Source organism: Corynebacterium suedekumii (assembly GCF_030252185.1).
Lineage (GTDB): Bacteria > Actinomycetota > Actinomycetes > Mycobacteriales > Mycobacteriaceae > Corynebacterium > Corynebacterium suedekumii.
Map to the genome: position 1 here is coordinate 814,545 of NZ_CP126970.1, position 26,291 is coordinate 840,835.

At 64.3% G+C, this 26,291-nt stretch carries 20 protein-coding genes, 1 tRNA gene and 2 pseudogenes; 8 read left to right on the forward strand and 15 right to left on the reverse strand.

All coding sequences use genetic code 11. From position 1 onward, the window contains the following. From QP029_RS03990 to QP029_RS04005, 4 genes are all read right to left on the reverse strand, one after another. The gene (locus QP029_RS03990; protein ID WP_284875565.1) at positions 1–252 is read right to left on the reverse strand and encodes a hypothetical protein; all 252 of its coding nucleotides are present in this window, start codon (positions 250–252) and stop codon (positions 1–3) included. After that, positions 234–1,112 (reverse strand): hypothetical protein, encoded by an 879-nt coding sequence (locus QP029_RS03995; protein WP_284875566.1) that lies wholly within the window; start codon positions 1,110–1,112, stop codon positions 234–236. Before QP029_RS03995 ends, QP029_RS03990 begins: the two co-directional genes overlap by 19 nt. Before the next feature lie 115 nt (positions 1,113–1,227). After that, positions 1,228–1,623: a type II toxin-antitoxin system death-on-curing family toxin gene (locus tag QP029_RS04000; RefSeq protein ID WP_284875567.1), complete on the reverse strand. Its 396-nt coding sequence runs from the start codon at positions 1,621–1,623 to the stop codon at positions 1,228–1,230. Continuing rightward, complete coding sequence (locus tag QP029_RS04005; RefSeq protein WP_284875568.1) at positions 1,620–1,826, reverse strand: CopG family transcriptional regulator; 207 nt, start codon at positions 1,824–1,826, stop codon at positions 1,620–1,622. The genes QP029_RS04000 and QP029_RS04005 overlap by 4 nt, the downstream gene beginning before the upstream one ends. Positions 1,827–2,345: 519 nt before the next feature. Between QP029_RS04005 and QP029_RS04010 the strand changes: the two genes are divergently transcribed. The 5 genes from QP029_RS04010 (at position 2,346) to QP029_RS04030 (ending at position 8,492) form a co-directional block, all read left to right on the forward strand. Next, positions 2,346–3,332 (forward strand): methylenetetrahydrofolate reductase, encoded by a 987-nt coding sequence (locus QP029_RS04010; RefSeq protein ID WP_432418701.1) that lies wholly within the window; start codon positions 2,346–2,348, stop codon positions 3,330–3,332. Between the two features lie 162 nt (positions 3,333–3,494). After that, positions 3,495–5,831: a 5-methyltetrahydropteroyltriglutamate--homocysteine S-methyltransferase gene (gene metE / locus QP029_RS04015; RefSeq protein ID WP_284875569.1), complete on the forward strand. Its 2,337-nt coding sequence runs from the start codon at positions 3,495–3,497 to the stop codon at positions 5,829–5,831. Positions 5,832–5,903: 72 nt separating this feature from the next. Next, positions 5,904–6,428 carry a peptidylprolyl isomerase gene (locus QP029_RS04020; protein ID WP_284875570.1) on the forward strand — a complete coding sequence of 175 codons (525 nt, stop codon included), beginning with the start codon at positions 5,904–5,906 and terminating at the stop codon, positions 6,426–6,428. A 378-nt stretch (positions 6,429–6,806) separates the two neighbouring features. Further along, a protein-coding gene (locus QP029_RS04025) for an IS3 family transposase (RefSeq protein ID WP_284874050.1) occupies positions 6,807–8,011 on the forward strand; the annotation gives its coding sequence in 2 pieces (ribosomal slippage) (positions 6,807–7,104 and positions 7,104–8,011; 1,206 coding nt in all). Positions 8,012–8,048: 37 nt separating this feature from the next. After that, a complete protein-coding gene (locus QP029_RS04030) occupies positions 8,049–8,492 on the forward strand; it encodes a rhomboid family intramembrane serine protease (protein ID WP_284875571.1) in 444 nt (147 codons plus the stop codon). A 794-nt stretch (positions 8,493–9,286) separates the two neighbouring features. Here the strand turns inward: QP029_RS04030 and crgA are convergent. The 8 genes and pseudogenes from crgA to QP029_RS04070 form a co-directional block, all read right to left on the reverse strand. Further along, positions 9,287–9,553 (reverse strand): cell division protein CrgA, encoded by a 267-nt coding sequence (gene crgA / locus QP029_RS04035; protein ID WP_284875572.1) that lies wholly within the window; start codon positions 9,551–9,553, stop codon positions 9,287–9,289. Between the two features lie 50 nt (positions 9,554–9,603). Next, entirely contained in the window at positions 9,604–11,610 is a 2,007-nt protein-coding gene (pknB, locus tag QP029_RS04040; protein ID WP_284876146.1) for a Stk1 family PASTA domain-containing Ser/Thr kinase, read from the reverse strand. Next, entirely contained in the window at positions 11,607–13,079 is a 1,473-nt protein-coding gene (locus tag QP029_RS04045; RefSeq protein WP_284875573.1) for a serine/threonine-protein kinase, read from the reverse strand. The genes pknB and QP029_RS04045 overlap by 4 nt, the downstream gene beginning before the upstream one ends. Further along, positions 13,079–14,523: pseudogene (locus QP029_RS04050) on the reverse strand (penicillin-binding transpeptidase domain-containing protein). Before QP029_RS04050 ends, QP029_RS04045 begins: the two are co-directional and overlap by 1 nt. Beyond that, positions 14,524–15,912 carry an FtsW/RodA/SpoVE family cell cycle protein gene (locus tag QP029_RS04055; protein ID WP_284875574.1) on the reverse strand — a complete coding sequence of 463 codons (1,389 nt, stop codon included), beginning with the start codon at positions 15,910–15,912 and terminating at the stop codon, positions 14,524–14,526. Next, a complete protein-coding gene (locus tag QP029_RS04060) occupies positions 15,913–17,367 on the reverse strand; it encodes a PP2C family protein-serine/threonine phosphatase (RefSeq protein WP_284875575.1) in 1,455 nt (484 codons plus the stop codon). Continuing rightward, complete coding sequence (locus QP029_RS04065; protein ID WP_284875576.1) at positions 17,364–17,840, reverse strand: FHA domain-containing protein FhaB/FipA; 477 nt, start codon at positions 17,838–17,840, stop codon at positions 17,364–17,366. Before QP029_RS04065 ends, QP029_RS04060 begins: the two co-directional genes overlap by 4 nt. 21 nt (positions 17,841–17,861) lie before the next feature. After that, positions 17,862–18,707, reverse strand: coding sequence for an FHA domain-containing protein (locus QP029_RS04070; protein WP_284875577.1), 846 nt, complete (start codon positions 18,705–18,707; stop codon positions 17,862–17,864). A 277-nt stretch (positions 18,708–18,984) separates the two neighbouring features. Between QP029_RS04070 and QP029_RS04075 the strand changes: the two genes are divergently transcribed. Further along, positions 18,985–19,070: transfer RNA gene (locus tag QP029_RS04075), tRNA-Leu, on the forward strand. Between the two features lie 258 nt (positions 19,071–19,328). Here the strand turns inward: QP029_RS04075 and QP029_RS04080 are convergent. Then, positions 19,329–20,637, reverse strand: a pseudogene (locus QP029_RS04080) (ISL3 family transposase). Between the two features lie 242 nt (positions 20,638–20,879). Between QP029_RS04080 and QP029_RS04085 the strand changes: the two are divergent. Beyond that, positions 20,880–22,364, forward strand: a complete 1,485-nt coding sequence (locus tag QP029_RS04085; protein WP_284875578.1) for an Eco57I restriction-modification methylase domain-containing protein — start codon at positions 20,880–20,882, stop codon at positions 22,362–22,364. A gap of 174 nt (positions 22,365–22,538) precedes the next feature. Further along, complete coding sequence (locus tag QP029_RS04090; RefSeq protein ID WP_284876147.1) at positions 22,539–23,612, forward strand: hypothetical protein; 1,074 nt, start codon at positions 22,539–22,541, stop codon at positions 23,610–23,612. Between the two features lie 140 nt (positions 23,613–23,752). Here the strand turns inward: QP029_RS04090 and QP029_RS04095 are convergent, their stop codons facing one another. Then, on the reverse strand, positions 23,753–25,075 hold the full coding sequence (locus tag QP029_RS04095; RefSeq protein WP_284875579.1) for an ATP-dependent nuclease: 1,323 nt from the start codon (positions 25,073–25,075) through the stop codon (positions 23,753–23,755). Beyond that, on the reverse strand, positions 25,072–26,241 hold the full coding sequence (locus QP029_RS04100; protein WP_284875580.1) for a DUF262 domain-containing protein: 1,170 nt from the start codon (positions 26,239–26,241) through the stop codon (positions 25,072–25,074). Before QP029_RS04100 ends, QP029_RS04095 begins: the two co-directional genes overlap by 4 nt. Positions 26,242–26,291: the final 50 nt, after the last annotated feature.

Here is a 26,291-nt window from a genome sequence, read left to right on the forward strand (position 1 = left end):
CTACTGTCCGTCCGCGGGCTCGATCTCCTCGAGTTCGTAGCCGGCGATGTCCTTCGCCGCGACGGAGCGCTGCTCACCGTCGAGGTCCTCGGCCTCGAAAGCGGCGTCAGGGTCCTCGGATTCGAGGACGGCGCGGATCCGCTCGACGTAGTTCACCTCCGGCAGGCCGTTGACGTCCTTCTCCTCGGACTGGGCGGGGAAGCGGAAGGTGAGATCGTCGTAGGTACTGATGATTAGGGCGCTCTTCGGCATGGGTTGATCCTTTCCTCGCGGGCTGACTTGCGCGAGTGTAGTGGGGGAACGGCGAACGCGGCACCGGACGTGGGGTCCGGTGCCGCGCGGCGTCGATAAGCGGGGTGAGGCTCAAGCCTTCTTGTCGTCGTCCTCAGCCAGCTCCGGGGTGACGTCCGGGTCGGTGAGCTCGTCGACGCTCTCGGTCTGGGGAGAGACTCCTCGTCCTCCTCCACACCGGCCTCGTCGAGGGCGGCGGAGCGGTGCTTCTGCAGCTGCTCATCGAGGTTGCCCAGCAGCTCCTCGTCGCGCTCGGCCGGATCCTCGGCCAGCGGGCCGGCGGCGCCGTCGGTCGGGGTGGTGGTGGAGTAGACGAGGGTGGACTCGATCTTCTCCACGGTCTCGTCCGGGCTGCCCGTGAAGTCCTGGACGCGCGGCGGGGTGGTGCCCGGCTGCTGCTTCGGACGCTGGACGAACCAGTAGTACGCGGCCGCCGCGAGGGAGGCGAGCAGGGCGAGGACGCCGGCGACACCGAGGCCCTTGCGGCGCTTCGCCGCCTTACGACGGTTGGCCGGCAGGTTACGGCGTGCCTTCTTCAGCTGCTTGCCGGTCTTCTTCTCCACCTCGCCGCGGCGGGAATCGAACTCGTCGAGGGCCTTCTCCAGGCGGGCGCGCGCGGCCTGGGTGACATTACCGGCTTCCTTGCGGGAGTCATCGAGCAGAGCGGAGGAACGCTTCTTCAGGTCATCGACGTCGACGTTGCTGGCGGCGTCGGAGAGCAGGTCGTAGGCCTCGCGGGCCTTCTCCTCGCGGTAGTCCTTCACACGCTCGCGGATGGCGATGGCCGTGTTGAGGGCCATCTTCAGGGTTGCGGGGTTCATGGTGACTCCTCTGGTGATGTGGTCAGTTCTGGCCTCCAGAGTAGCGGCGAACGCAGGTCTGCCGCCGGAGTCCGACAAGCCTGCGTCAGCGACGGGTGCTGCGGGCGATGTCCGTTCATTGACGATCACGTGGTGACGGTGTGGCCAACTCACGGAGCTTTGCTGCGATCGTGTCCACATCCGGGTGGTCCGCGGCGACGTCCACCACCAGATCACACCACTGGTCATCGGAAATGCTCTGGTCATCAACCCCATGTGCCCGGAGCATCAGTGAGACCAGCAGGACTCCGAGACGTCTGTTGCCGTCCAGCAACGGGTGGCCGGATTCGATGCTGTCGAGCAGTGCTCCCGCCTTGTGCCAGACATCCGGGTAGAGCTCTCGACCGGCGAACGTCACCCACGGCCTATCCGAAGCTGAGGCCAACAGTCCCCAATCCCGGGAATGGAACTCGTGGTCCTCAAGCCAGGGGCGCAGAACATCCAGCCGAAACAGATCTCTGGGATCCGTCATGCGTCTTTGAGACGTTCCATCAGACCACCACGGGCAGCCAGAATATCGTCCAACTCCCGGGCGGCCACCTGACATGCCTGGTTGCTCTCCCACTGCTTTCTGATCAAACCGGTGATGATTTGCTGCTTGGAACTGCCGGCCGCCGATGCCAGGTCTGTGAGCTGTCGATCTTCTTCCGGGGTCAGACGGACATTAATTCCCATGACAAAACGGTACCATTTCAGTACCGCCGACAACAGGATGGGGAAGTAGGAAGATCGCCGTCACCGAACGCCCGGGGTATGGCGGCGATGCAGTGATCGAGGAAAGGCCGGGAGACGATGGTCACCGACCGTCGCGGTGATCGTTCGGCGGGTTCCGAGACGGCCCGAGCGGTACGCAAGCTGGGCCATGATGCCGGTCAGTCGACGTAGAATGGGTTGTTCGTGGCCCTACGCCCACCTGTGCACCAGCACCTTTGAAAGTACCTGTGGGAGCGGGGTTCCGGCCGCCTATTCGCAGGTCAGATAACACTATTGGGAATGGACAGCTTGGTTCATTTTCGACGATTTTCCGACCCGATCCGACTAATTTTATTCACCCGATCGCCGGCCTATACCGCCAGTTCACGCCCTTAATAACACGTATTATCAATAAAAGACTCTCCCGGGGGCTTCCCCCGCCTTGCTACATTCACGACAACGTCCCAGATACCGGGCACCACCAGCGAGAAAGGAGAGCCGATGAACCGCACCGCACCCCGCCACCGGGCCCACACCCGCTTCTCGGCCTCCGCTCCGCTGGACACCCTTGACCAGCCCGGCACCGAGCCCGCCGTCACCGGCCGGGTCATCCCCCAGCGCACCGCCCTGTCCTTCGAGGTCATGCCCCCGCGCCACGACGCCGACCAGTCCCTGGTCGACGAGCTGCTGGCCACGCTCGAGTCCTACAACCCCGACTACGTCTCCGTCACCAGCTCCCGGAACTCCGGCTGGCTGGAGGGCACCGCCGAGTTCATCGCCCGCATCACCGCCACCACCCGGATGCGCACCTTGGCGCACCTGGCCTGCACCGCCGGCACCCGCGAGGAACTGATCGGCTGGATCGACCGGCTCATGGACGCCGGTGTCCGCGGCTTCCTCGCCCTGCGCGGCGACTTCGCCGAGGGCCAGACCGCGATGCCCGCCGGCTACCTCCCGCACGCCGACGCCCTGCTGCGCCTGATCCGGGAGATCGAGGGCGATCAGGCCGCCCGCTTCGGCGCCGGCCGTCTCGCCCTCGGTGTCGCCGCCTACCCGAGCGGCCACGCCGAATCCGCCACCCCGGACGAGGACATCGACGTGCTACTGGCCAAGCAGCGCTGCGGCGCCGACTTCGCCATCACCCAGCTGTTCTTCGACGCCGAGGACTACCTCCGCTTCCTCGAACGCGCCCGGTTGGCCGGTGTACGCATACCGCTCATTCCGGGCATCATGCCCATGACCTCGCTGGCGAGGTTGCGCCGAATGGGCCAGCTCTCCGGACTGACCGTCCCCGACCGTCTGATCAGGCGGTTGGAGGCGGCCGGCCCGGAGGGCGAATACGAGGCCGGGCTCGACCTCACCGTGGACCTCGCGCGGACCGTGCTGGCGGCCGGCGCCGGAGGCCTGCACGTCTACACCTTCAACCGGCCCGACACCACGACCGAACTGCTCCAGCGGATCGGCATCGACCCCCGGCCCTCCGGCTAAACCCGCCAGGCGGGCTGTCCCCAGCCCCGCCGGACCGGCCGGAACACCCTCACCTGACACCTCGTGCACCCGCCACCGCGGGTGACACGGCGAGTCCGGCATGCCTGATCAGCCCCTAAAACCCAAAGAATCTCCGTGAATCCCCAGGAAAGGCTCCACCCCATGTCTCCCGTCTCCTCCGCACCGTTTCCCACCTTCACCATCGAGGGCTACCCGCGCGTCGGCGCCAACCGCGAACTGAAGAAGGCCCTCGAGTCCTTCTGGGCCGGTCGCATCGACGAGGCCGCCTTCACCTCCGCGGCACACTCCATCCGCCTGGACAACTACGCCCGCCTCCGTGACCTGGGCCTGGACCAGGACTACGCCATCCCCGCCGACGTCGCCCTCTACGACCAGGTGCTGGAGACCGCCGTCACCGTCGGCCTCATCGGCGGCGAGGCCGCCGACATCGACCTCACCGAGTACTTCGCCCTGGCCCGCGGTAACGCCGAGCGCGCCCCGCTGGAGATGACCAAGTGGTTCGACACCAACTACCACTACCTCGTGCCCGAGGTCTCCGACGACACCGTCATCACCCCGCGCCCGCAGCGCATCCTCGACATCGTCGACGAGGCCAAGGCCGCCGGCCACGTGGTCCGTCCCTTCCTCGTCGGCCCGGTCACCCTGCTGGCCCTGTCCAAGCCCACCGAGGACGCCGCCGCCGACTTCTCCCCGCTGGCCCGCCTCACCGACCTCATCGCCGCCTACACCGAGGTCCTCGCCGCCCTGGCCGAGGCCGGAGTCGAGTGGGTCCAGATCATCGAGCCGGCCCTGACCGCCGACCTCACCGTCGCCTCCGACGCCGACCTGGCCGCCGACGCCGCCATCGCCTACGGCGCGCTGCTCGCCGAGGTCGACCGCCCGCAGGTCCTGCTGTCCACCCCCTACGGTTCCCTGCGCCAGGGCCTCGACGCCGTCATCTCCGCCAACCCGGAGGCCCTCCAGGTCGACCTGGCCCCGGTCACCCTCACCGCCGACCCGGAGTACCCGCAGCGCGTGGCGGCCGCCGTCGCCGGCACCGACATCACCCTCGCCGCCGGTGTCATCGACGGCCGCAACATCTGGGCCGCCGACCTGCGCGAACGTCTCGAGGTGCTGGAGACGCTGCGGAAGGGCGGCGTCGACAAGCTCGCCGTCAGCTCCTCGGTGTCCCTGCAGCACGTGCCGCACACCGTCGCCGTGGAAACCAACCTACCGGTCGACGTCGCCGGCTGGCTCTCCTTCGCCGACGAGAAGATCACCGAGGCCCAGGCCCTGGCCACCGCCGTCGGCGGTGACACCGTCGACGCCGCCGACGCCTTCGCCCGCTCCGACCGCGCCGTGCGCACCCGCCGCGAATCGGCCCGCACCCACAACAGGGACGTCCAGGACCGCGTCGCCGCCCTGCCCGACGGCCAGGTCGCCCGCTCCCCGGAGTTCGCCGAGCGCGTCGAGGTGCAGAAGTCCCTCGGCCTGCCCACCCTGCCCACCACCACCATCGGCTCCTTCCCGCAGACCCCGGAGATCCGCAAGGCCCGCGCCGACCACCGCGCCGGCACCCTCACCGACGACCAGTACACCGAGGCCCTCAAGGACGAGGTCCGCCAGGTCATCGAGCTGCAGGAACGCCTCGGCATCGACGTCCTCGTCCACGGCGAGCCCGAGCGCAACGACATGGTCCAGTACTTCGCCGAGCTCCTCGACGGCTTCGTCACCACCGAACACGGCTGGGTCCAGTCCTACGGCTCCCGCTGCACCCGCCCCTCCATCGTCGTCGGCGACGTCTCCCGCCCCGAGGCCATGACCGTCGAGTGGGCAAAGTACGCCCAGTCCCTGTCCGAGCGCCACGTCAAGGGCATGCTCACCGGCCCGGTGACCATCCTCGCCTGGTCCTTCACCCGCGATGACGTCCCGAAGTCCGTCTCCGCCGACCAGATCGCCCTCGCCCTGGCCGACGAGGTCGCCGACCTCGAGGCCGCCGGCATCGACATCATCCAGATCGACGAGCCCGCCCTGCGCGAACTGCTCCCGCTGCGCGAGGACGCCCGCCCCGCCTACCTCGACTGGGCCGTGCGCTCCTTCCGCCTCGTCGCCCTCGACGCCAAGCCCGCCACCCAGATCCACACCCACCTCTGCTACTCCGAGTTCGGCCAGATCATCGACGCCGTCGCCGCCCTCGACGCCGACGTCACCTCCATCGAGGCCGCCCGCTCCCGCATGGAACTGCTCACCGACCTCGACGAGTCCTTCCACTCCGAGATCGGCCCGGGCATCTGGGACATCCACTCCCCGCGCGTCCCGGACGTCGCCGAGCTCTCCGAGCTCATCAAGGCCGCCCTGGTCAACGTGCCCACCGAACGCCTGTGGGTCAACCCCGACTGCGGCCTGAAGACCCGCGGTTACGCCGAGGTGGAGCCGGCCCTGCGCAACATGGTCCTGGCCCGTGACCTCGTCGTCGAGTCCCTGGCCGGCAAGGTCTAGTCGCACGTGATCTGGCCGGGCCCGGTATCCGCTTCCCGCGGGTACCGGGCCTGATCCGTTAGGATGGCTCGCATGACCAACAAGACCGCAACTGCCACTCTGCACACCAACCGCGGTGACATCGTCATCGAGCTGTTCGGCAACCACGCCCCGGCCACCGTCGAGAACTTCGTCGGCCTGGCCCAGGGCACCAAGGAGTACAAGACCGAGAACGCCGCCGGAGAGAAGTCGGGCCCGTTCTACGACGGTTCCGTCTTCCACCGCGTCATCGACGGGTTCATGATCCAGGGCGGCGACCCGACCGGCACCGGCCGTGGCGGCCCCGGCTACATGTTCGCCGACGAGTTCCACCCGGAGCTGCGCTTCGACCGCGCCTACCTCCTGGCCATGGCGAACGCCGGCCCGGGCACCAACGGTTCCCAGTTCTTCATCACCGTCGGCCCGACCCCGCACCTCAACAACGCGCACACCATCTTCGGTGAGGTCACCGACGCGGCCTCCCAGAAGGTCGTCGACGAGATCGCGAAGACCCCGACCGACCGCATGGATCGCCCGAACGATCCGGTGATGATCGAGTCCGTCACCATCTCCGAGTAAGTCCCTCCAGGTCCGACCCGCGCCGCGTCTGCTTATCGACGTCGCGCGGGTCGTTTCCTGTCCCCACCCTCCTTCTCTCCCCGTACCCCAGGAGTCACCGTTGGACACCCTGCGCCGTTGGTACCACGACGTCCCGGTGACCACCCTGGCCACCCTGGCGGCCGTCGTGGTGTGGATCATCACCGCCGCCCAGTCCGGCTCGATCCGCAACAGCATCGCCGGCTCCTCCCTCGCCGAGTCGTGGCTGCTGTGGGGGCCGTACGTGTCCACCGACGGACTCGACTGGTTCCGCGCCCTCGGTGCGGTGGGACCTGACCCCTGTTTGGTAGACACCCGACAACCCGGCTTTCTGCCGGGGAAGAAAGGTAACCTGCCACCATGCCCAGCAAGACCTACACCGAGGAATTCCGCCACGACGCGGTCGCCCTCTACGAGAATTCCCCCGGCGTATCGATCAACGCCCTCGCCACCGAACTCGGCGTCAACCGCAACACCCTCCAGATCTGGGTCCGCAAATACGGCACCGGCGCCCGCACCACCACCAGCACCGAGGCCGCCTCGCAGACCCCGACATCGGTGACCGATGCCGAACGTATCCGCCAGCTGGAACGGGAAAACGCCCGACTGAAGGAAGAGCGCGACATCCTGCGCAAGGCCGCGAAATATTTTGCGGAAGAGACGACCTGGTGATCCGCTTCCAGTTCGTTGACGACGCCAAGAACAGCCATTCGGTCAAGCGGTTATGTGAGGTTCTGAAACTCAACCGGTCCTCGTATTACAAATGGAGAAACACCTCCTCCGCCAGGACACAACGCCTGCTCAGCGACGCGATCCTCGGCGCACGGGTCAAGGCCGTGTTCGCCGCAGAACGCGGCTGCTACGGCTCCAAACGCATCACGGCGCAACTCAACGACGACTCGCCCGGCAGTCCGGTCAATCACAAGAAAGTCGCCCGGATCATGCGCTCGTTGCAACTGGTTGGCTACTCCAAGAAACGCAAGGTCACCACGACTGTCTCGGATGGGAGGAAGCCGGTGTTTCCGGATCTCGTCGGCCGGAGGTTCACCGCCCCGGCACCGAACCAGGTCTACGTCGGCGATATCACGTACCTGCCGATCGCGGACGGGTCGAATATGTACCTGGCCACGGTCATCGACTGTTTCTCCCGCCGGCTGGTCGGCTTCGCGATTGCCGATCACATGCGTTCTTCCCTGGTCCAGGACGCCCTGGTGATGGCCAAGGGCCAGCGCGGAAGTCTCGACGACGCAATTTTTCACTCGGACCATGGCAGTGTCTACACTTCCCATGCGTTCCAGGACACGTGTACGCAGCTGGGGATCCGGCAGTCGATGGGCGCGATCGGCAGCAGCGCTGATAACGCCCTGGCGGAGTCCTTCAACGCCGCGTTGAAGCGTGAGGTCCTCCAGGACGCAAAGACGTTTGCCAATCAGTTGCAGTGCCGGCGAGTTGTTTTCCGCTGGTGTACCCGCTACAACACCACGCGTCGGCATTCCTGGTGCGGGTATCTCGCTCCAGCAGTGTTTGAGGAGCAATGTCCTGTTACGCTGAGATCTGCTTCCTGATCACATCCCCCGTGTCTACTTTCCGGGGGTCGGGCCCGTGTTCCTCCACATCGACGCCGGCCACCTGGCCATCAACTGCATCATGCTCGCGCTCATCGGCCGGGAGATCGAACGTCACCTGGGAACGGCCCTGTACGCAGCCGTGTTCCTCACCGGCGGGATCGGCGCATCGGCCGCGGTCCTGTGGCTGGACTATGACACCCCCACCGCCGGCGCATCCGGCGTGGTCTTCGCCCTCATGGTGCTGCTCGTCGGCGTCAACCGCCTGCGCGGTGGTGATCTGCGTGCCCCGCTGGCCCTCATCGCCGTCAACGTCGCCTACACCTTCCTCGCCGCCAACGTCTCCCTCTGGGGCCACCTCGGAGGTCTGTTGTGCGGCCTGCTCATGATGATGCTGGTCTTCCAGCCCCGCCGCGAGGTGCGCTGGGGTGGCGTCCTCGTCCTGCTGGCCATCGCCTGCGCGCTCGTCGTCGCCGTGTGATTCCCGGGGACTGTGGGGGAAAAGTTATCCACAGGGTGTGAAACATTCTGTGGAAAGTGTGACGAAGTTTATGTGTCCCAACTTTCCCACACCCTGTGGATAACCCTGTGGGCAGTTTTCCCCACCTGCACGAATGTTCGAATACCTGTGGAAAACCGCACCGTCCAGGCATGGTTCTCGCCATCGACGGCGTGCCATTCGAGAAATGACATCACTGTAACTATCCACAGTGTGGATAACTCCTGTGGACAGATTCCGCGCCGACCGCCGGTGGAGAAACGGTGAATAACACGCCGGGGTTGTCCACCGGGGTGGGGACAACCCCGACGTGTCGGGGTCGGGGGAGAGCGCAGGGAATTGCACGGTGACGTCCCGCAGTGGCGGCGTCAGTGGTGGCAAGCCGGCTCAGTCCCGGTTGCAGGGTGACGGCAGGGGTGACCCCTGACGATCGGCGGGCAGCAGTCAGGGTCGCCCGGGTGAGCGTCATAAGCCGGTCGACAGGGGAGAAAGCCGGAAGATCACCGTCTGGGCAACGACGGGCTGTCGGAAGCCGGTGGCGCCAGGGCGACCATGCCGCCGAAGGCGGGCCACGGCCGACGACGGGGGCCAGGTAGGCGGCGCCGAGGGCGAGGGAGACGACGGTGAGCGGGCCCACCCGGCCGTCAGCGCCGGGGACCTGCGGGAGGATGGGCAGGCTGTAGGTGAGGACGACGGCGACCAGGGCGACGTCGACAAGCAGAGCGTGCCGGCGCCACCACCCCCACGGTGCCCGGTCCACGCTCACTCCCGGTGGGTCAGCGCCAGCCCATGGTCATGAGCAGACCGATGACGAACAGGCCGAAGCCGATGCCGTAGTTCCACGCGCCGAGCTCGAGCATGAACGGGATCTGGTCGCCGGCGAGGTAGTTGACCACGAGCCACACCAGGCCGAGCAGCATGAACCCGAACATGAGGATCTTGTACCAGAGCGGGGTGCCGCCGGTGTTGATCTTGACCGGGGTGCGGTTGGTCGGGGTGGTCGATGTGGGGATGGAGCTCTTCGTGATCTTTGCCTTGGGCATGTCTCGCCTTTCCGTACGTCAGGTGGATTCAGGGTAGCAGCGCCACCCGGTCAGGGGCGCGTGCCGGGGATGAGGGTGCCCACGTCGAACTCCCAGTAGCGCACCGTCACCGTGGCGTCCTTGCGTATCGACGCCCCGTTCGCCGGCTCCTGCGCACCGATGAGACCCTGGTCCACCAGCGCGCCGGTGGGGACCGGATCGCCGGTGCGCAGCTGCGCATCGGTGCCCTCCCAGCCGGCCTCACGCAGCGCGGCCAGCGCGTCGGCCTGCGACAGGCGGGTGAGATCCGGCATGGTCACCAGCATCCCGTTGGACACCTCGAGACCCACCGCGGTGCCCGGGGCGACCATCGCGCCCTCGTTGGCCACGCTGAGGATCTGGCCCTCCCGCTCGAAGGAGTCGACGGAGGTGACCTGCGAACTCAGGCCCACCGACGCCAGGGTCTCCTCGGCCTGCTCGAGCTGCATGCCGGTGATCGACGGCACCCGGACGAGCGCCGGGCCGGTGGACACCGCCACCGACACCCGTGACCCCTTGGACAGCTGGGAACCCGGGGCCGGCGACTGCTCGGCGATCCGGCCGGCGGTGACGTCCTCGGAGGAGACCTCCCGGACCTGCTGCTCCAGCTGCAGGTCCACGGCCGCGAGGGCGTCGGCCGCCTCCTGCGGGGTCATGCCCCGCACGTCCGGCACGTCGGTGATCTCCCGGCCCGAGGACACGGTGACGGTGACGGCGGTGCCCTTCTGCAGCTGGGACCCGGCGGTCGGGTTGGTGCGGATGACCTCCCCGCGGGGGATGTCGGGGCTGGGTTCCTCGTTGACGTCGACCCGCAGCTCCAGCTCCTCGAGCTGGGCGACGGCCTCCGCCCGCTGGGTGCCTGTGACATCCGGGACCGTGACCAGCTGGCTCATGGTGACCTCGTCGTCGCGGCCCTGGACCAGGTCCCACAGGAACGCGCCGCCGACGCCGACGGCGACGAGGGCGAGCAGGGCGGCGACCCACGCGAGCCAGCGGTTGCCGCGGTCCTCGCGGCGGTGGCTGCCACCCGACGGGGCTGCCTGGGCAGCCGCAGCGGTGGCCGGGGCCGCTGCGGGGGCTGCACCGGCGACCCGGGTGGGGCGCACCGGGGGAGCGACGACGGTGGGGGGCTCCTCCTCCCGCGCCCGGTCCTCCTCCGCGGCGATGTGGTGCCGGGCGGCGTCGGTGACCGCGTTGCGGCCCAGGCGCTGCAGGTCCTCGCCCATCGCGGCGGCCGACTGGTAGCGGTCGGCCGGGTGCTTGGCCATGGCGGTGAGCACCACGGCGTCGACGTTGATGGCCGCGGTCGGCGACAGCGGCTCCGCCACAAGCTCCGACGGCGGGGTCGGATTCTCCTGCACGTGCTGGTACGCCACCGCGAAGGGGGACTCGCCCTCGAAGGGCGGGCGGCCCGTGATCGCCTCGTAGAGCACGCAGCCGAGACCGTAGACGTCGGAACGTCCGTCGGCCGCCTTGCCGCGGGCCTGCTCCGGGGACAGGTACTGGGCGGTGCCGATCACCGCGGAGGTCTGCGTCATCGCCGAGGTCGAGTCGTCGAGCGCCCGGGCGATGCCGAAGTCCATCACCTTGACGTCACCGGTGTTGGTGATCATGATGTTCGCCGGTTTGATGTCCCGGTGGATGATGCCCGCGTCGTGGCTGGCCTGCAGCGCATGGCACACCGGGACGAGAGTCTGGGCGGCGCGCGCCGGGCTCAACGGCCCGCCCTCCCGGATGACCTCCCGCAGGGTGCGGCCGTGGATACGCTCCATGACGATGTAGGGCACGTCGATGCCGTCGACGACCGTCTCACCCGTGTCGTAGACCGCCACGATCGACGGATGGTTGAGCCTGCCGGAGTTCTGCGCCTCCCGGCGGAACCGCTCCCGGAAGTTGACGTCGCGGGCCAGCTCCAGGCGGAGCATCTTCACGGCCACGCCCCGGCCGATGAGGGTGTCCTCGGCGGCGTAGACCTCGGACATGCCGCCGGTGCCGATGACCTCACCGAGGGTGTAACGGTCGCCGATGAGGGTCATCAGTTACCTCCGAGACCGGGAAGATTCCCCGGCAGGGCGGGCAGCCCCGGGGCCGGGGCGTCCGTGGGGGTCGCCGGCGCCGGCTGGGTGGGCTGGGCCGGCGGGCTCGGCTGGGCCGGCTGCGTGGGTGCCGGCTCCGGGGTGGGTTCGGGCTCCGGGGACGGCGAATCCACGGTCGGGGTGATCCACTCCGTGATGGCCTCCGGGCTCGGCTCCGGGGTGGGCTCGGGCGCCGGGGCCTGCTCCGTCGGGGTGACCCACTCGGTGATGATCTCCTGCTCGGAGGTCGTGGTCTCCGGGGTGGAGGTCTCCCCGCCGCCGGTGACGCCGTCGAGCAGTCCGGACTGGTAGGCCAGGTAGATGCCGCCGGCCAGCAGTGCGGCGATGATGACGGCCAGGGCGATGCCGGCGCCGAACCCGCCGCCGCCGGAGCGCCGCGCCGGGACCACGGCCGGGGTGGGGACGGCGGTGATGCCACCGGGCGAGGTGACGGGGCGTCGAGAAGCGGTGGCCGGACGCACCGTCGTGGGATGCGTCGCCGCGCCGAGCATCCGGGTCGACTCGGTCGGGGAGGGCTCCCGGGCGACCTGGGTCATGGCCGCGGACTTCGGCTGCGGCGGGCGTTCGCCCAGACGGACGGCGGAGACGGCCAGCGCCATCTCGTTGCCGTTGGCGTAACGCTGCCCCGGCTCCTTGCGCAGGGCGATGCCGATGAGCTCCCGGGTCGGGGCGCTCACCCCGGTGGACAGGGCGGGCGGGGCGTGGCTGATGTGGGCGATGGCCACGGAGACGGAGGAGTCACCGGTGAAGGGGCGCTGTCCGGCGAGCATCTCGTAGCCGACCACGCCGAGGGAGTACACGTCGGACGCGGCGGTGATCTCCCCGCCCTGCGCCTGCTCGGGGGAGACGTACTGGGCGGTGCCCACGACCATGCCGGTCCGCGTCAGCGGAACCGCGGCCGCCGCCTTGGCGATACCGAAGTCGGTGATCTTCACCTCGCCGTTCTGCGTGATCAGCAGGTTGCCCGGCTTGATGTCGCGGTGGACCAGGTCCATGCGGTGGATGATGGACAGACCGTGGGCGGTCTGCTCGAGGACGTCGAGCGCGAGTGACTCGTCGAGCTGCTTCTCCCGCGCCAGCAGGTCCGCCAGGGACTCGCCGCGGACGTACTCCATGGCGATGAAGCAGAAGGTGTGTCCCGACGGGTCGGGGACCTCCCGGTAGTCGTAGGTGCGCACGACATTGTCGGAGTCGATGAGCTGGGCGGTCGTCGCCTCGTTGCGGAAGCGGTCGAGGAACTCGGTGTTGTCGGAGAACTCCGGGCGCAGGACCTTGATGGCCACCTCCCGGTCGTTGACCATGTCGTCGGCGAGCCACACGGTGGACATGCCGCCGTGGCCGATGATCCACTGCAGGCGGTAGTCGTCGCCGATGAGGCGCTGGAGGCGGTCGAGACCCTCGGTGTCAGCCATTACTGTCCTCCCTCGTTGCGGGCGGCGTCGAGGACGGCCCGGCCGATCGGGGACGCCACCTGCCCGCCGGTGGCGGTGGTGCCGTACCCGCCACCATTCTTCACGACGACCGCGACCGCCACGTCCGCGTCCGGGTCAAAGGCCACGTACCAGGTGTGCGGCGGCGTACCCTCCGGCCCGTGCTCGGCGGTGCCGGTCTTCGAGGCGAGGCCGTTGTCCCCGCCACCGGCGGTGTTGCGCTCGGAGGCGAACATGAGGTCGGTGAGCTGGTCGGCGATCTCGGGGCTGACGGCCTGGGTGACCTCGTGGGTGTCGTGGCTGCGCAGCTCCCGCAGGTCGGTGCCGGTGATCCGGTCCACCAGGTAGGGCTCCATCCGCAGGCCGTCGTTGGCCACCGTGGCGGCCATGACCGCGGCCTGCAGGGCCGACATGGTGACGTCGTACTGGCCGATCGCGGACTGGCCGAGCGCCGCGGCATCCGGCAGTTCGCCGAGCGAGCCGCTCGCCATGGGCACCCCGAGATCGTAGGTCTCGCCGACGCCGAAGGCCTCCGCGGACTGGCGCAGGGCGTCCGGGCCCATGTCCACGCCCATCTCCACGAAAGCGGTGTTGCACGAGAGCGCGAAGGCGGTCTCCAGCGAGACCTCCTCCGAACCGCCGCAGGTCTGACCCCGTAGTTGGTCAGCGTGGTCTCCGTGCCCGGCAGGGTGATCTCCGAGGCACCGGTGACCCGCGAATCGGCGGAGTAGCCGTTCTGCAGGCCGGCGGCGGTGGTGATGATCTTGAAGATCGACCCCGGCGGCAGCGTCTCCTGGCTCGCGTGGTTGATCAGCGGGTTACCCGGGCGGTTGTTCACCTCGGCCCACGCCTGCTCGGCGGTGGCGTCGTTGACGATCGGGTTCGGGTCGAAGCTGGGGGACGACGCCATGGCCAGCACCTCACCGGTGGAGGGCCGGAGTGCCACGGCTGCACCCTCGTAGCCGTTGGCCACCAGCTGCTGGTGGGCGACCTGCTGGGCGTTCGGGTTGAGAGTCAGCTCCACGTTGGCACCGGCGGTCTCCTTGCCGGTGATGGTGTCCCACCACCGGGAGGTGGCCAGCGCATCATCCGTGCCGTTGAGCACCTGGTTGTAGGAGGCCTCGATGCCGGAGGCACCGTACTGGTCAGAGAGGTAACCCACGACCGAGGCATAGGCGGCGGGGTTGTCGGCCGGGTAGGAACGGTCGTAGAACCCCTCGGCGCCAGCCCGGCTGGCGGCGAGCACCACCCCGCCGGTGGAGATCTGGCCGCGCGGGATGGACTTCATCTCCAGGAAGCCACGCTGGTTGAGGGCGTTGTTGGCGTACTCGTCCTCGCGGAAGGCCTGGATGACGGTGAGGTTGGCCAGCAGGACGAGAGTGAGCAGGAGGGCGAAGCCCGCGACGAGACGGATGGAACGGTTCATCTAGCGGGTCACCTCCCCTGGTCGGGGCGCCGGGAACAGGCCGGTGCCGTCGCCCGCCTTCCCGGACTCGAGGGCGGCCGGGTTCTCCGTGGCGCCAGTGCTGTCGGCCGGGCGGCGTGCGGAGTTGGAGATCCGCAGCAGCAGACCGAGCAGGATGTAGTTGGCCATGAGCGAGGAACCACCGGCCGACATGAACGGGGTGGTCAGGCCGGTCATGGGCATGAGCGCGGAAATGCCGGCGGTGACCACGAAGATCTGGATGGCGATGGTCAGCGACAGGCCCGCGGCGACGAGCTTGCCGTAGGAGTCACGCACCGTCAGGGCGGCGCGGAAACCCCGGGAGACCAGCAGGGCGAAGAGCACGAGGACGGCGGCCAGGCCGATCAGGCCCAGCTCCTCGCCGACGGCGGCGAGGATGAAGTCCGAGTGCGCCACCGGCACGATCTCCGGGTGGCCCTGCCCCAGGCCGGTGCCGGTGATCCCGCCCCAGGACAGGCCGAACAGGGACTGGGAGAGCTGGTAACCGGTGGAGTCGTAGTTGGCCACCGGGTCGAGGAAGTTGGTCACGCGCTCCTGGATCTTCGCGGACACCTGGTAGACGGCGAACGCGCCGACACCGACCATGGCCACGCCGATGAGCAGCCAGGACGCCCGGGCGGTGGCCAGGTACATCATGCCCAGCACCGTGGTGAACAGCAGTAGGGCCGGGCCGAAGTCGTTGGAGACCGCCATGATGAGGATGGCCACGGCCCACACCGCGAAGATGGGGGCCAGGTCACGCAGGCGGGGGAACTCCAGGCCGAGGAAGCGGTAGCCGGCGACGTTGAATAGGGCACGCTTGCTCACCAGCAGCTGCGCGAAGAACAGCAGCAGCAGGATCTTGGAGAACTCACCCGGCTGCACCGAGAACGGGCCGATGCTGATCCAGATGCGGGCGTCCGCGTTGATCGAGGTCGGCCACACCAGCGGCAGGGCCAGCAGGACGAGGCCGATAAGTCCCAGCAGGTAGGAGTAGCGGGTCAACGACTTGTGGTCACGCAGCACCACGAGCACGCCGATGAGCAGGACGATGCCCACCAGCGTCCACATCACCTGGCGGGTGGCCATGCCGGTGCCGTTGGCGATGTCGAGCCGGTAGATGGTCACCAGCCCCAGCCCGTTGAGCACCGAGGCGACCGGCAGCATGATCTGGTCGGCGTGCGGCGCGAGCAGACACAGGGCGACGTGCGCGATGGAGAAGACGACGATGAATCCGCCGATGAGCCACAGCATGTCGGTGGTCAGGGCGTTGCCCTGGCTGAGCTCGAGGTTGGCCAGGGTGACGGCGAGGAAGACCGCGGCGAGGATGAGCAGTCCCAGCTCGGTGCGGCGACGGAAGAGGGCTTTCATCTACGCCACCTCCCGGCAGTTGACGCCGGGTTTGGAGAGGTCACCGTCGCCGTTGCCCGCCTCGTCAGCGGTGTCGGCGTCCCCGGCCGGGCGGTCCAGACAGACGGGCAGGGCCTCGTCTGCCAGGCGGCGCAGCTGCTGGGTGACGTCGTCGTAGGAGCCGCTGTCCAGGCCGTCGACCGACGAGCGGACGGACTCAGGGAGGTCGGTGGTTTCGAAGGGGGAGCATTCCTCGGCGCTGCCCACGTCCACCATCCGCAGGTCACCGCGTTCGTCGAGACAGGCCTCCTGGTACGGGGAGTGCAGGTCGCGGCCGAAGACGGAGTAGTCGATGCCACGCTCGACGACGAGGTGGTCGTTGTCGGCGGTGGCGATGAAGTACGTGCGGTCCATGGCGGAGTACGCCCACCAGCCGGCCAGTGCCAGGCCGATGACGGCGAGCAGGGCGAGAATCAGGGCGGAGAGACGAAACGTCCTGGCCCTGCCACCACCTCCCGCCGGCCGCTGGGCGACGGTCGCGCCGGTGGCCGGCGGGGCCATGGTGGAGGCGCCGATGTCCTGGGTCTCCACCTCCCCGTCCGGGGAGATCTTCTTCGGCTGGCGGCCCAGCAGGGCGGCCCGACCGGCGGAGGTGTCCGGGTGCGAGTTCTCCTCCGACTCACCCAGCAGGGCGCCCGCGGTGACGGGGACGGAGGGCAGGGCGGCGCGGGCGTCGTCATCGAGTGCGTCGTCGTCGAGGACATCGGCGACGACCACCGTGATGTTGTCCGGCCCGCCGGAGCGCAACGCCAGCTCGATGAGACGGCGCGCCGCATCCGCCGGGGTGCCGGTGGCCAGGGTGGACTCGATGGTGGAGGCGGTCACCGGGTCGGACAGGCCGTCCGAGCACAGCAGCAGACGGTCACCGGGGCGGGCGTCGAGGGTGGCCAGGGTCGGTTCCACCGGCCGGCCCGTGTACGCCTTGAGGATGAGTGACTTCTGCGGGTGCGAGGACACGTCCGCCGGGTCGAGCTTGCCCTCGTCCACCAGCGACTGCACGAACGTGTCGTCGACGGTGACCTGGCTGAGCTTGCCGTCCCGCAGCCGGTAACCACGGGAATCACCCACGTGGATCATGCCGAACTCCCGGCCGTTGAACATCAGCGCCGTCAGGGTCGTGCCCATGCCGTCGGTCTCCGGATGGTCCCGCACCGCCTGCGCGATCTCACGGTTCGCGTCATCGGCGACCCCGCCGAGCAGGGCGAGCATGTCATTGTCCGCTGGGTCGGCGTCGAGCCGCTCCAGGTGCGTGACCATGAGCTGGCTGGCCACCTCACCGGCCGCGTGCCCACCCATGCCGTCGGCGATGATGAGCAGATCTCGGCCCGCGTACGCGGAATCCTCGTTGTTGCCGCGGACCAGACCCCGGTCCGACTGGACGGTGTAGTTGAGTCGCAGAGTCGAATTCGGTGTCACGGAACCAGCCTCACAGTCGTCCGGCCGACCTTGATGTCGGTGCCCACGCCTACGCGTTCAGGCTGGTCAATACGGTATCCGCCGACGAACGTGCCGTTGCGTGAATCCAGGTCCTCCACGAACCAGTCAGAGCCGCGGCGGAACAGGCGGGCGTGGCGCGACGACGCGTAATCGTCCCCCACCTGGAAATCACTCTCCGGGCTGCGGCCCAGCACCACCTCCGACAGGGTCGCCACCTCCATGTGGGACCCCGTCAGCGGTCCGTCCACCACCGTCAGCTGTCGCGCCGCTTCTCGACGCCCCGGCACCACCGCCGCGGCACGTGACCGCGGCGCAGCGTTCCCGGCGCCCGTGGCGACCGGACCGGCCGCCACCTTCACGTCATTGCGCATCGCACGCAACGCCATGAGCACGAACAACCACAGCAGAACGAGCAGACCGATGCGGAACACCAGCAACACGATCGAATCCACGGCTACCTCCTCTGTGGTTGACTAGCGGTGATTCGGGTCCACAATGCGGACCTCAATATGGGAATGGCCCATCGTAATGACATCGCCGTCCGCGAGCAGCCAGTTCTCCACCGGAGTGTCATTGACCGTGGTGCCGTTCGTCGACTCCAGATCCACCAGCACCGCATCCTGACCATCCCACGTCACCTCCGCATGCTGCCGAGACACACCCGTGTCCGGCAGCCGGAAATGCGCGTCATTGCTGCGGCCGATGATGTTCGACCCCTCCTGCACCAGGTACGTGCGCGACGAACCGTCCTGCAGCAGAAGGCTGACCACCGGATCCTTCGGCACCTCCGTCAGCTCGGTGGGCACGTCGTGATCGTTCATGTTCTCCTCCTGGGAAACATTCGCGCGGCTGACCGCACCATCCTTGTTCACGGCTGCGGCCTGCGGATCAGTCGCCGGATCCCCGGCACTGATCGCATCGAACCCGCTGCTGTCGGCCGGATTACCGTCCGCATAGGACGACACCCGCAACTGACCCGTCCGCAGACCGGACTCCTCCGCGATCCGCACCACCACCGGGCCGGCCAACTGCCACCCGTGGTTACGGCAGAACCGTGACATCTGATCCGCGAAACCGGTCGGCAGATGATCATTCGCCTGGGACAGCGACTCCAGATCCTTCGACGAGACACCCACCACGTACACATTCGGTGCTTCCGTACCAAACTCCGTGACCGCGAGGTTATCCTCCGCCTCCTGCTTGAGCAGCTCCTCAATCTCCGCCGGGACCACCCGGCCACCGAAGACAAAGGCGAATCCGTTGTCGAGGCCGCGCTGCAGAGCACTGTCCAACTTGGCGAAACGAGCCATCATGGCCATGATGCGCGACCTCCTTATCCGTCCTGCTTATCAGCCGATTCGGCAACTCCAATTGGCGCGGGATGTAACGCCCGCGCCCATGACGGACACTAGTATAAGGGGCACACCCCGTAGTTACGTAGACGAGAGTATCCGGAACGCGACGAAACTCACGTTCCCTCCCCCGGCGGAAACGTTAGATGACCTGCTTGTTTGGGAAATTTCCGGCAGGCTGTTATCTTAATGAAGTCGCACACCGACCGGCGGATTTAATCACCGGGCAATGTAGAACCACCCAGCCCGGGTGGCGGAATTGGCAGACGCGCTGGCTTCAGGTGCCAGTGTTCGTAAGAACGTGGGGGTTCAAGTCCCCCCCGGGCACCACGAGCGGTTCTCGAACCGCAACGACCGGAGGTCACAAACTCGAAGGGGTTTGTGACCTCCGGTTTTTCGTCATTTCTGGGTGGGGTGACGGGAAATGTGGGGGAGGAGGAGTTGCGGGTGCAAGTCCTTGTTCTGGTGCTGAGATCAGTTACATGGCAGGGGTTCGGGCAAGATGCTAAAGGGGGTGAAGGGAAGCTGGAAAATTTCTTCGCATAAAACGTAGTTACTGTCGCTCAACGTAAACGGGCCCTTCCGGTTTTAGAGTGCGTTGATCTTGGCCTGGAGTCCTCCGGAGTGGATCAGTGACCGCAATATGTAGTGGTTGAGGTTCCTGAACCCGAGTGCGATGCCACGCAGGTGCTCCAACCGTCCGTTGATGGCCTCGACGGGGCCATTGGAAGCGCCGGTGTCGAAGTACGCGAGGATCTCTGCCCGTCGTTTCCACATCGTCCGACCCAACTGCCCCAGCTCCTGCACCCCCGGCGGGGAGATCTTTCCGGATCCGGCACATGATTTTGTACATCCAGCGTTTCCCGACCCGACGGTCGGGATGTTCATAGGCTGCGATGATGTCCTGATACGTCCAATGCGTGACATCCACAGCCGTGTGCCGCTCATCAGCGAACACCGCGTCCAGCTTCGCCTTCTGCTTGTCGGTCAGCAGTCCCATCCTGGTCAACAGGATCCGCCGCACCCCGTACAACGGGTCGCCTGACCTGCCGCGATGCCCGCACGTGTCCTGCTGGATCCGCTGCCGGGTCATAGTCAGCTTGTCAGCGGCCAGATGCACCACATGGAACGGATCCATCACCTTCCTCGCCTTCGGCAACTGCTCGGTGGTGGCGGTGTGGTAGCCGGCGAATCCGTCCATCGACACGACTTTCACCCGGTCGCGGAAGGACTTCTCCCGGGCGGCGAGCCAGCGGCGCAGCACCTCAGCGGATCTGCCCGGCACCATGTCCAACAGCCGGGCGGGCCCGGTGCCGTCCACGTTCGGCGTCAGGTCGACGATGACGGTGACGAAACCGGGAGTACCGTCGCCACGGCGGTGTTTCCATTTGTGCTCATCGACCCCCAGCACGCGGACTCCGGCCAGGTGGGTGGGATCAGCGTAGATCAGCTCCCAAGCCTGTTCGAGGGCTACCTGGTTGACCAGATCCCAGCCGATGTCCAGGGACTTCGAGATCGCGGCAACGCTCATGCGGTCAATCGCCAGGCGCTGGAGGATCCAGCGGGTGCAGCGGTCGGTGAGCTTGGCTTTCGGTTTCGCGCACACGAGTTGCTGTTGAAAGATCTTTGTCGCACAGGCGGTGTTGGTGCAGGTGAACCGGGGTAGCCGGATCCGTAACCGGGTGGGATGCCCGACGACGGGCAGGTCCACGAGTTCACGGATCCGGTGATCACGCAGTCGGCCTTCGTCACCGCAGGCCGGGCAGGAGGCATCCTGTTCCACCGGGCGGCAGGTGATCCACGTGTGGCGCTCATCGATCGCGGCGCCCGTGATGGTCAGGCCGAGTTCAACGGTCCGGATGATGGTGTCAGCAATAAGAGACGTAGAATCGGGCATAGGTCCTCGGGGCGAAAGATGGTTGTGTAGGAGCTTTCATCTTCGCACCGGGGACCCCTATATCTTGTGGTGGGTCCCGATCCTCATGCTGGCTCTCTCATCCCGGCTACGCACCCCAGATCCGGAAGAGCCCCTAATCCGTTTTCTCATCGACTCGGAGAAAAAGATAGAAACCCAACTTGACGTTGCCCGAAAAGGAGGTCTCATTGTATTTTCGACTAGAGAATGCGCACAATAGACCCATGCCTGAATTGGAAGCCTTGTTCGAAGCCGATACGCCTGCCCTGAGAAAGGCACGCGGCGCCTTCTTCACCCCGGAAGGCATTTCTCACTTCATCTCCACCTGGGCTATTCGCAACGCTACTGACCGAGTCATGGAACCCTCTGCCGGCGATGCCGCGTTCATGGTTGCTGCTGTGGATCGATTAAAAGTCCTCGCGGGTAATCCGGCAGCGGTCCCTCGTATCGAAGGTGTGGAAATCCACGAGCACAGCGCCACGATCGGACATGAGCGGGTCGTGGCCGCAGGGGGCCGCCCGGAGATCACCATCAGTGACTTTTTCACTGTGTCCCCGCACCCCGTCTATGACGCGGTGATTGGTAACCCTCCGTATATTCGCTACCAGGATTTCTCCGGAGTCTCCCGTATCAGGGCAGCTGAAGCTGCTCTGAAGGCGGGAGTACGCCTCTCCCGGCTGGCCTCGAGTTGGGCAGCATTTGTTATCCACTCCGCCCTATTCCTCAAACCCGGAGGACGACTCGGGCTCGTGTTGCCTGCGGAACTGATGAGTGTCAACTACGCAGCCCCCGTTCGCCAGTTCCTGTTCGATAACTTCGCGAATATCCAACTCGTCTTGTTCGACGAACAGGTTTTCCCCGGTGTTGAAACAGACGTCGTGCTTCTGTTAGCTGATGGCTACGGACAGGGACCCACCACCGAGGCCACCATGCGGTTGACGAAAAATGCTACTAGCCTCGCCTCCCTCAGTGAGGAGTCGGTCTCCTGGACCCCTCCCACTGCATCCGGGAAATGGACGGGCAGCCTCGCCGGGGCAGAAGCACTCGTAGCCCTGCAGGCACTATCCGCGCAAGAAGCCTTCTCTGGTCTCCAGACATGGGGTAAGACAACCCTAGGAATTGTCACCGGCAATAACAAGTACTTCGCGCTATCTCCCCAACGAGTCAAACAAGTAGGCCTTGCACGCAGCGAGACCCTCCTGCTGTCCCCACCCGGTAGTGCCCACCTACGCGGGTTGGAGCTGACCACAAAGCAACTGCAACGCCTTGGCCAAGAGGGAAAATCCACGCGTCTGTTCCACCCCAGCGAACACCACTCCGAAGCCGCAGCCGCCTACATCCAAGCCGGCCACGACACCGGAGTTGATACCGCCTACAAATGCCGAGTCCGCAAAACCTGGTACCAAGTACCACTGATAGCTCCGGCAGACCTACTACTGACCTGTATGAACGCCGATACCCCACGCTTGACAACCAACGAAGCCAAGGCCTACCACCTGAACTCAGTCCATGGCGTCTACCTAGCAGACCAGTACCAGGAGCTCGGACGTGAGCTGCTTCCCCTGGCCAGCTTGAACTCCATCACACTCATGCACGCCGAGATTGTCGGACGTGCATATGGCGGCGGTGTCCTGAAACTAGAACCCCGAGAAGCCGATATATGGCTGACGCCTTCCCCGCCCTGGTGGACACCCACGCAGACGCACTGAGGAAGATCAAAGATCAAGTAAGAAAACTCCTAGCTACCAGCAGACTCCTCGATGCTGTCCGCCTTGTCGATGATGTGCTCTTCCACAACATCGATGCAGATATACTTCGACATCTCGGTGCCGTCCGAGAAGCTCGTGAGCGTATGGCTCACCGACGTAGTGCAAGGGGGATCAGTGGCCGCTGAATCAAGTGCCAAAGACAAAGCGTGGATCCTGTTCGACGAGATTGTCAAGCAGGCAGCACCCGGAGGAGAGCACAGCCATCCATGGGCAACAAATGATGACGGGTCCCTACGCTACGAACCTGACTTCGATACGCTGACACACTTACTCGGCGTTCCACTGCAGCTGAAAGCCACGTCCCAAAGTGGTGTCCCGGCTTTGGCTCTGGACGTATGGCTTAGCTATGAGCTCCGACGAGCCGGCTTTCACTCGGACCACACATGGCCCCGAGCCGAACACCCCCGCATCCTGCCGATGTCGATTTCTCATCTACTTGCGGCCCTACCCCGTGCAGAGCGAGCCTCCCTACAGGAGCGACTGGCCTCAAAATCCTCCATCCGGGGAGTGACCGCTGCAAGCGCAAACATCCTCGGTAAGAACTATCTCAAGCAGGTGGATGTGATCATGACGGACTGGGCGACAGGACCTGAGCTGTTGATCTCCACCAAGCGTATGGACTCCTCCTACGGAAAAAACGCCGCCAACAGAATTGAAGAGTCTTACGGTGACGTGAAGAACCTAAGGATGAGACATCCCCAGGCTGCACTCGGCTTCGTCTACGGGCTGCGATCAGACATTCTCACCAAAGAACCTGACACCGCAGAATGGCTGATCGACCTACTCGGAAAACTCGGCAATGAAGAAGACGCCTACCACGCGACCTGTCTGATCATGTTCGACTATGACGACCTCATTCAAGACTCCGATGAAGAAGAATCAGAAATTTCAACACTTGCTGAACCTGGTGTCGACGGAGCCGAGAATAATAGTGATACTCCGGTATCCACACCACAAGACGACGTAGCTACCTCCCCGGCTAATTTTCCCCGTGTTGATCTACTCCACAGAGAAGTACCAAGAGCACTGTCTGCAGGGCGGTTTCTATCGATTATGGTGAACCGAGTACTGGATGCAACCCCCATTACCATGCATAAGGAGGCCCGCAATCGACGCCGCGCAGCCGCTCCGAACCCCACAGCCGTAGGCGAAATCGGCAGCACCCACAACTCAATTGTTGTAGATTGAATTTTTCCGCCCAAGACGAGAGTCTCCAAGGCGGAATAAAGGTTTCGATTGAGTTAATGAAGACGAAAGCGGCAATTTGATGGAATATCCAAGCTAGGTAAACTGCATCAACACCGAGTACTCAAGTATACCAAGGTTGATCATTTGCCAAGGGCTTTTTTAAGCTCTTCAAGGAAAGGTCTGACAGCCGCCTCATTACTTTCCACCCATAATTCGGAGAGTGTCCTCAACACCTGTTGGCGTCCATACTCATGTCCGAAGTCATTAACCCAATCATGCGGATCTTCTCCTTCTATGCTGTCCAAGAAGCGACCGAGTTCTTCTCCGGGGATACGCAAGCGCTCCGCAAGTTTCCCAACACTAGTTCGAAGAGTTCGAAAGAGTTCATCTGGATCGTCTTTAGTTGGAAGGAGGAGCGCAGGCCATTGTTTACTAGTCGATTTCTTGAAATCTTCATGCTGATCGCCATCAAAAAGATAAACGTAGTGAAGATCGGAGCTCGGTGGGCGTGGCAAATGCTGCTGAAGCGCACTCAAATAGCCAGCTCCATTCCCCCAAATGATTGCGCTGGTCTTAGTTAAACGCCTGTCCAACTTTTCAATCAATATGCGGGCAAGCATGAATGCAGACTCGTCTTCTACAAAAATAATATGACGAATCGGCGGGCGTGCCAGAAGCGTATCGGCGCTACTGGGATCATCCTGGGAATGAACTGCTATGATTCCTCCCTCAACATCAGTGCGAAGAAGCATGAAAGCCTCAGCGCCCAGAGCCTCAGCGATCATCTCAGATGAGTGAGTGGAGATAATTAATCGCCACCCTCGCTGCAAACAAATATTCAAGAGACGGACGAGTAGTGCAGAAGCACCAATTGGGGGGAGATAAGCGTCAGGCTCATCGAGTAAAAGGGTCAGGTTTTCGACTCCGCGATATTGTTCAAGTATCCAGAAAAGCATATGGACAGAGAATTCACCTAAGCCCATACTCTCTGAGGAATAACGCACCCCATGGCTTTGAACCTCAAAATACGGGAGTAATGGTTGTTCGCCTCCCCAGCAAAATCGCTCAGCGACCGTCTTATCGCTCGGCTCCACTTCGAGCGCATACCATTCAATACGCTCGTACTCTCGGCCGATGATACGTTGCACATCATCTTGTCGATCTTTATCAGGACCAAGAACTTCGAATTCTTGGGTCATTTCGCTAAAGTCATCGCGCGACCGTAATACTATGAGCGCCTGTTCACAAAGAAAGTGAAGGTTGAGCAGCAGACCGTTATCGCCTAGATGATCTTCAATATATTTCAAAAGACGAGTTTTTCCCGCGCCATTTCGCCCTCCGATAACCGTACAAGGGACCGATATATCGAAGTTGACTTTGCCAAAAGCGACAGGCTTACTTGTTTGCTGTTGCTGACTCTTGTGGAGAGCTCTCCACACATCTTGTTCAGCTGCCCGTCTCATGGTTCAACCTTAGGTTTGACGAGCTGTTCTCCCCATTGACTGCGGTTTAGGTACTCGGTAACAAGTGTTTGAGCAGATCCTAAATCGTTGTTTAGCCGCATAATCAATTCATCAGATCCTTGGCGAGGCGGCGTTTCGAATACAGTTTCCGAGTAAAGATGAACTGCCAGGTCACGTATAAGGACTGATGAAACATCTGTTACTCGATAGGAAGCACGATCATCGTAGAGCCGCAGTATCTCAATAACTGCACCGCTCTTATCCCTGTTAATTGGCTGCATTCCCTTTTTAACAAGCGCGCGATCCATCTCGAACTGTGCGAGCAACCGCGGCGGAAGCTCTCCAGAGGTAACAGGAGCCCAGTAACAAAAGGAAAGCCATGTTTGCAGAGTGCCCTTGTTGAACTTAATCCGTTCCTCACTCTGTTCGATTTGTTGAAGTAGCTCTGCTCCAGACTTTCGGACACCTTCTACAGTTTCGCCAGAAAAAGGCGCTGCCTTCCGATAGAATTGTTCAACTACATTGTTGTTGATGTGCTGTCGTAGGGTGCCTCTCTCGAGTGCCACACATGTTCGTGCAACGATGTCGTCATACGCTAATCGCCCGTTCGTAAAACCGATTCTCGTGCTATGAAGAAGTCCAGAATCGGTTAACTCATCAACTAGTTGCTTGACTTGATCGCGAGGCTTGCCATGGAGAGCATTCCGCTTCTCGGATGGAGTCAGGTTGTAGGATTGATTGAGCCTGAAAAAAAGTTCATTTGGCTCCTCCGGGCCATAGTCATAAAGCGTGAGCGTGGGCAAAGCAAACCTGTTCACAGCTTTCTTGATTGCAGGCGGAAGCTCTGAATAGTTCAATCCATCAAGACTTGCGATCAGGTCGTCATGTGGTTCGATGCTGCCATCGATTGTCATCTTGTCATCGAAAAAATCACGAATCGCTGCGAGGCGTTGCTGCCCATCGAGGACAACTTCTTCCCCTTCAGGATTTTTTACGATATGCACCCCGGGGACATACCACTCCCTAAGAATCGTATCGATGAGGCGCTGCCGCCGTTTTTTGTCCCAGATCTCCCCCCGTTGGAAATCCGGTTGGAGATCAAGCTCTCCTGCATTGATACGAGTCACGATTGTTTCAATCTGAAGGTCTGATTTAGCAAGTTTCATGAGGTAACTCTCTCTATCCTGGAATCCGCGATTCCTGATTCGTTAACCTA